Origin of the sequence: Anabaena sp. UHCC 0204, from assembly GCF_009711975.1 — a bacterium.
Taxonomy (GTDB): Bacteria; Cyanobacteriota; Cyanobacteriia; order Cyanobacteriales; family Nostocaceae; genus Dolichospermum.
Genome location: NZ_VIKW01000082.1, coordinates 1 through 5,174 on the forward strand (window position 1 = coordinate 1; position 5,174 = coordinate 5,174).

The 5,174-nt window shown below is 35.2% G+C and carries 8 protein-coding genes and 1 pseudogene; 8 read left to right on the plus strand and 1 reads right to left on the minus strand.

The features are described from left to right. Window positions 1–160 precede the first annotated feature (160 nt). From FJR04_RS26400 to FJR04_RS25190, 7 genes are all read left to right on the plus strand, one after another. Complete coding sequence (locus tag FJR04_RS26400) at window positions 161–337, plus strand: hypothetical protein (RefSeq protein ID WP_254445416.1); 177 nt, start codon at window positions 161–163, stop codon at window positions 335–337. A gap of 396 nt (window positions 338–733) precedes the next feature. Next, on the plus strand, window positions 734–1,072 hold the full coding sequence (locus tag FJR04_RS26405) for a hypothetical protein (RefSeq protein ID WP_254445418.1): 339 nt from the start codon (window positions 734–736) through the stop codon (window positions 1,070–1,072). Then, on the plus strand, window positions 1,041–1,613 hold the full coding sequence (locus FJR04_RS25170) for a transposase (RefSeq protein WP_254445419.1): 573 nt from the start codon (window positions 1,041–1,043) through the stop codon (window positions 1,611–1,613). The genes FJR04_RS26405 and FJR04_RS25170 overlap by 32 nt, the downstream gene beginning before the upstream one ends. Window positions 1,614–1,695: 82 nt before the next feature. Continuing rightward, window positions 1,696–1,968 (plus strand): hypothetical protein, encoded by a 273-nt coding sequence (locus FJR04_RS25175; RefSeq protein ID WP_168500032.1) that lies wholly within the window; start codon window positions 1,696–1,698, stop codon window positions 1,966–1,968. Window positions 1,969–1,980: 12 nt separating this feature from the next. Beyond that, the gene (locus FJR04_RS25180; RefSeq protein WP_168500034.1) at window positions 1,981–2,733 is read left to right on the plus strand and encodes an SMI1/KNR4 family protein; all 753 of its coding nucleotides are present in this window, start codon (window positions 1,981–1,983) and stop codon (window positions 2,731–2,733) included. 12 nt (window positions 2,734–2,745) lie between these two features. After that, window positions 2,746–3,159, plus strand: a complete 414-nt coding sequence (locus tag FJR04_RS25185) for a hypothetical protein (RefSeq protein ID WP_168500036.1) — start codon at window positions 2,746–2,748, stop codon at window positions 3,157–3,159. Between the two features lie 37 nt (window positions 3,160–3,196). Continuing rightward, window positions 3,197–3,412, plus strand: coding sequence for a hypothetical protein (locus tag FJR04_RS25190; protein WP_168500028.1), 216 nt, complete (start codon window positions 3,197–3,199; stop codon window positions 3,410–3,412). A gap of 1 nt (window position 3,413) precedes the next feature. Here the strand turns inward: FJR04_RS25190 and FJR04_RS25195 are convergent, their stop codons facing one another. Continuing rightward, window positions 3,414–4,427, minus strand: coding sequence for a transposase (locus FJR04_RS25195; RefSeq protein WP_168500039.1), 1,014 nt, complete (start codon window positions 4,425–4,427; stop codon window positions 3,414–3,416). A 363-nt stretch (window positions 4,428–4,790) separates the two neighbouring features. Here FJR04_RS25195 and FJR04_RS25200 point away from each other — a divergent pair. Then, a pseudogene (locus FJR04_RS25200) lies at window positions 4,791–5,174 on the plus strand (calcium-binding protein); the annotation flags it as partial.

Here is a 5,174-nt window from a genome sequence, read left to right on the forward strand (position 1 = left end):
GTATCCGCTCAATAAGTAGGGGTAGGGGAGAAAAATAAGATAAGTAAGGGACATAGAATATAATAAAATATAAGACATGACGCAAAAACAGGATTCGAGTAAGAAATCAGGAGAAGAAATACTGTAAACCATCGAGCCAAAAGGGATTGCAGACGAATCAATGCGTCGGACAGTAGAAATATTACTCAACTTAATAGAGCAATTACAAGCAGAAGTTAAAGAATTACGAGCAGAAAATCAACAGTTAAAAGATGAAAATAACCGTCTGAAAGGAGAACAAGGTAAGCCAGACATCAAAGCCAATAAGAAAGAGTTGACCAATAATCATTCATCATAAAAAGAGCGAAAAGCTCCAAAAAAGCACAGCAAAAGCAGTAAGAACGGGACGATTAAAATAGATAGAGAACAAATACTGGAATATCCACAAGACAAACTACCAGCAGACGCAGAGTTTAAAGGGTATCAAGAAGTAATCATCCAAGACATCATCCTGAAAACAGACAACGTACTATTTCGGAAAGAGAAATACTACTCACCCTCAGCAGGAAAAACCTATTTAGCCTCTGGTCAATTTATCCCTGGCTAGATATTTTTCCCAATTCCGATTTATTGCTTGGATTTAATCACCTCATCAGTGCCATGAATGGATTTGTTCCCTTTTATTCTTCAGGATAATTTAGTTTATTTACTACTTACTTTATTCGGAAAGTGACAGAAGAGGGATACAATCTACTTGACCACAGCCAAGAAAGATAGACTAAGTGTGGTGAGAGTATTGCAAAACGAACGGGAACTGGAGTTAATCCTGAATCAACTTACATACGATTTGGTGGAGACTTTTCAAATCCCGACTAAATGGAAGACCGCGCTTAAACTATTACCTGAAAACAAAGTGTTGAGTGAGACTGAGTTTAACGCCCTGCTTGATACATATTTACCCAAACTGGGTTCTCAGCAGAGGACTCGGATCATCGAAGCAGCAGCCATTGCTTTCTATCATCAACAAACTGATTGGCCAGTGGTACAAACTCTGGTTTGTGATGATGCTTCCTCAGTTCAAGCTCCTGACTGATAGTATAGCTTTGTGCTGGGTACATGAGGGACGACATTACAAGAAATTGACTCCTTATGTTGCTTGTCATCAAAAGGCTCTTGATGACTTCTTGGATGATTTCTGGGATTACTACCAAGATTTACTCGCTTATAAGGATTCTCCTAGTCAACAAACGGCTGAAAAACTCCGGTCTGAGTTTTGGAAACTTTTTGATACTAAAAGTGGTTATCAACAATTAGATGAGCGAAAACAATTAACTTTGCTTAAAAGTTCGGAGTTGCTTTTAGTATTAGAGCATCCTGAATTGCCCTTGCATAATAATCCGGCGGAGTTAGCTGCTCGGACTATGGTGCAGCGACGTAATATTAGTTATGCTACTCAAACTTTAGAAGGTACTCAGGCTTGGGATACTTTTATGTCACTTGTTGCTACTACTCGTAAGTTAGGAATCAGCTTTTTTGAGTATGTGCGTGACCGGATTTCTCATCTTGGGAATATTCCCTCTTTGGCAACTATTGTTCGTGAACAATCTGCTCTCAATCACTTTGCTTGTTCATGAATGCCCGAATAACTCCTGACCCCGAAATATTGAGGGGATACGTTATAAACTTGATTCATTGGAAGCAGATCATATTGTTGCTATGAAGACTATTACAGAAATTCAAGACTTTAGTAGATTGTCATCAGAAAATCTACTAAAAGTTTTAAATAATCCAGATAATTTTATGGGATTAGGAAAAAGCTCTAATGCATCAAAACAAGATAAAAGTTGGGCTGAATGGGAAGGACATTCTGCGTTGGGAGCAGTTCCACCAGAATTTAAAGCTAAAATTATCAATGAAGAGCAAAGAATTAAATCTTTACTAGAAAATCAAATTCAAACATTAGTCAAAGAGCAACAATTAGGTGAATAGAGGCTTTTATGTATGAGTCAAATTACTAAATCCAATATTTTAAACTATCTCGAAAACTACTGCTATAATCCTCAATTAATTACAGATATCCAGGATATTCCTCAAGATGTTTTATCAAAAATTTCTCAATCATGGTTAGGTCTTTTATCTTTAGAGGAAGTTGATTTTACAAAATTACGAGAGTTATGGCAACCTATTCTTCACAGAGTTGAAGTGATAATTGAGGATTTAGAAAGTAGGTTACAAGGTTTAGCTATCTTAATAGAAGATAATAAACCTCCCTCTTTACTATACGTATTTCTCAATGATGAAGAACTATATTATCACCGGGGATTTCCTCCTTTACAAGAGCAGGAAATTATGGAAGGAATAAAACCTTTTTGGTCAAAATTACCAGAAGATTTAAAAAAATTGTACACCATTAATAATGGCTGGTTATCTCTGTTTGATCTTTCTATGGGACATAAACCTGTAGATAAAATATCAGTGTTATCATCAACAGAGTGGAATTTAGAACCTGAAGTAATTAGAAATCTGCCACTTAATTACACAAAAACAATTATATTATTTGCTAATGGCGGTAGCGGTTATATTGGCTTTGAACTGTCGGAAGATAATGAAATGAAAAAACCCAGGCCTCTAATTTTTTGGTCCAACAAACCTACAGAACCAGACTTGGATATCAAATTTTGGACAATTTTTAATACTTGGATCTCAATTGATTTACAATCTAAAGATTATAATCAAACATGGTTGGAGGAATGATACTGTTATTCAATGAACACAATCAAAAAAATCACAGCCGGCTTCTTTTTAACCATAGGTCTAGCCATCTTCATTTTAGGAACTGTAGACCTTACTAACCCCAATACTACCCAAAAAGGCAAAGAGGGAGCATTGGGAGCGATGGTATTATTTGGTTTACCATCAACTGCTTTAGGAACATGGATTATCTGGAGTTTACGTCAACAACATCAAAAACAACTTAAACAATTAAACTTAGAAAAAGAACAACTATTTCTGAATTTATTACAACAACAGGAAGGAGAAATCACTATTACTAAATTTGCCCTAGCGGCTCAAATTCCCATCGAAGAAGCCAAACTATATTTAGATGAAAAAGCTAAACAATTAAATGGCAACTTTGAAGCTAGTAATGAAGGTGGAATTATTTACAAATTCCCTACATAAGTGATAAAATATTCCTGAAAATTCATAAACAAAAACTATGGAAACCCAAAATAACGAAAACCCAACTCCTACAAAAACATTACAGCAAGAATATCAAGAAGCATTATTAAACTCTGGAATTGAAGCCGCTAGTTTACAGGACTTACGCAACTGGCACAGGCGATCGCTATATTATAGTATTTTTGTACTGAAACAAGTGACACAACTGGCACAAATAGTGGGCGGGCTTCGCGGGAGCAAAGCGGCAAATTGAATCAAACCAAACACATAGAAATACTTGGGCGTTTGAGTTGCTCAATTAAATAATTAGAAAGCAATTTATGCTTGATTTCATAAATAGTTTGACCAGTTCGATAGGCTAAATTCTTTAACCTAACCCAAACCAACATAGCACAAGCAATATGATTTAGTTGCAGTCGAGTTTTACGACATTGACAAGATTCAATGCCCGTTAATTGTTTAATTTCCCGATGAAACTCCTCTATTTTCCAACGAATTTTACACACCTGTTGTACAACATTCGTAGAACTTTGAGATAAATCGTTAGTTACGACGTAGTCCGTTCTGTTGGTAGAAACAGTAACCCGGAATAGTTTCACTTTTTTATTGGCGGGAAACCCTTTAATTTTGATTATTTTACCAGATTCTAAGTCTTCTTCACTCCATTGTAATAATTCAATACGTTTATATTTTTCTTGCCCAAAAGTATCATCAACTAAACGATTATCCTTTAAAGGACAATAATAAATTTTATCTAGGCTATCAATATAAAGCATCAGATTGTGTACCGCATACCATGTATCCATTAAAACGGTATCAAATGGTAAAAGCTTATGATACACAAGGTTTTGCAGCATATCTTTAACATGGTCTATCTTGGTTTTACCATCTGCATCAGGATTAAAAATGCGGTAATCTACTACCCAAAATCTTTGCAGTTTAGGATTTACATATACACAGCTGACAACACCAATTCCTTTGAGTACACCATGTTCGTTACCACTGTATTGTCTCCTGACTATTTCAATTTCTTCAGAATACCTTTTATCTAAGACACTATCATCAAATATAACGTAACCGTTATCATCAGTCATAATTACATCTTTAACATTATCCCAAAGTAAGCGAGGTGTTAACTTTGCATTTTTTAAATAGTAGTTAATTTGATCATGACTAATATTTTCTAAATGGTCTGCCAAGTTAGTAATAGTATAGTTAATTTGGCTACTTAGCAGATATTGGCAATAATCTAACTTAGTAAATTTCATATTAACTCAGAATTGATAATTCATGGTTTTGATTATTTTACCATTTCAGGAATAATCGTATTTTTATTATTTCTGATCTTGGTGATTAAAAATATATTTTAATAATTGCAAAATTGGTTTTTTACTGGAGTTTAGTCGAAGGCGCGATGCTTCCGTCGCACCGAGACTGATTGTGCCAGTTATGTTACTTATTATAATACAATAATACTATTATATAGCGATCGCCTGTGCCAGTTGCGTAAGTCCTGTGTAACTTCCTCTCTATTTACATCAATAGAAGGTGTTGTAGGTACTAACTATGATGACACTCTTAATTTAAGTAGTTTAACAATCACCAACTCAGATAACCTAGTTACAGGACTTGTGTCTATAAAGGGGAATAATGGAAATGACACCATAACAGGTAGCCAGTATAGTGATCTTCTTGATGGTGGTGCTGGTAGTGATAATATGATTGGTGGTTTAGGTAATGATATCTACATTGTTGATAATACTTCTGATGTGGTTACGGAAACTTCGGGACAAGGAAACGATACCATTAAGTCCAGCGTCACCTTTAGCCTACCTAACAATGTAGAAAACCTTACCCTGACAGGAACAGAAGCTATTAACGGTATTGGTAATTCTGGTAATAACATCATTATTGGTAATTCTGGTAATGACATTCTAAGTGGCGATACTGTTAATAACATTCTAATTGGGGATACTGCTAACGCTACTTTTGGTGAACCGATTCGTGCCGTTATT

Excerpts from the sequence above, each read along its gene's own strand:
- FJR04_RS26400 (WP_254445416.1), top strand. The coding sequence starts at position 161 with ATGCGTCGGACAGTAGAAATATTACTCAACTTAATAGAGCAATTACAA.
- FJR04_RS25170 (WP_254445419.1), top strand. The coding sequence starts at position 1,041 with ATGATGCTTCCTCAGTTCAAGCTCCTGACTGATAGTATAGCTTTGTGC.
- FJR04_RS25175 (WP_168500032.1), top strand. The coding sequence starts at position 1,696 with ATGAAGACTATTACAGAAATTCAAGACTTTAGTAGATTGTCATCAGAA.
- FJR04_RS25180 (WP_168500034.1), top strand. The coding sequence starts at position 1,981 with ATGAGTCAAATTACTAAATCCAATATTTTAAACTATCTCGAAAACTAC.
- FJR04_RS25185 (WP_168500036.1), top strand. The coding sequence starts at position 2,746 with ATGAACACAATCAAAAAAATCACAGCCGGCTTCTTTTTAACCATAGGT.
- FJR04_RS25190 (WP_168500028.1), top strand. The coding sequence starts at position 3,197 with ATGGAAACCCAAAATAACGAAAACCCAACTCCTACAAAAACATTACAG.
- FJR04_RS25195 (WP_168500039.1), bottom strand. The coding sequence starts at position 4,427 with ATGAAATTTACTAAGTTAGATTATTGCCAATATCTGCTAAGTAGCCAA.